Genomic DNA, 573 nt, shown 5'->3' with positions numbered 1-573 from the left:
GTTGAGCCGGGCGCCGGTGTCGTCGGTGAGGCGGGGGCGCCAGGGCAGGTGCGCGGGCAGCGCGTCGAAGCTGTTGGCGTAGCCGCGCGCGGCGGCCAGGGCGAGCACCTCGGAGAGGCCCGCGGCGTTCAGCGATTTGGGGGCACGTTGCGGGGCGGCGCCTTCGCCCCGGGCGGTGGCGTCGGTGGTGCCGAAGTGCGAGTCGCCCAGAGGGTCGTGCACTGAGTCGCCCAGTGGATCGGTGAAGGCGTCAGCGAGCGGGGCGGCGCGTGAATGGTCGGGCGCGTCGTCGAGCGAATCGTCATGAAACAGTTCGGCGGCGCCGAGGCGGCGGGCGATGGTGGCCATCGGCGCGGCGTTCAGGTTGTTGATGCCGATGTGGGTCACTTCGCGCACGGCGAAGCGTGGCGGCTCGGCGCTGTCGGGCGGCGTGCCCGCGGCAGCCTCGCGCGGGGCGTCGAGCAGGTCGACATGCGTGCCGGGGCGCAGGCTGCGCACGGTGCCGCGCCCGACGAAGGTGGTGTGGCGCGCTTCGAGCGCTTCCATCATCAGGCGTGCGTAGCGATCGGCCTC

The 573-nt window shown here is 73.6% G+C and carries 1 protein-coding gene; it reads right to left on the bottom strand.

Annotated elements, in window-relative coordinates:
- The coding region (locus tag I8J34_RS24265; protein ID WP_214364194.1) for a contractile injection system protein, VgrG/Pvc8 family at window positions 1-573 on the bottom strand (573 nt) is incomplete at both ends.

Source organism: Denitromonas iodatirespirans (genome assembly GCF_018524365.1).
GTDB classification, from domain to species: domain Bacteria; phylum Pseudomonadota; class Gammaproteobacteria; order Burkholderiales; family Rhodocyclaceae; genus Nitrogeniibacter; species Nitrogeniibacter iodatirespirans.
This window is presented reverse-complemented; position numbering and strand designations above follow the sequence as displayed.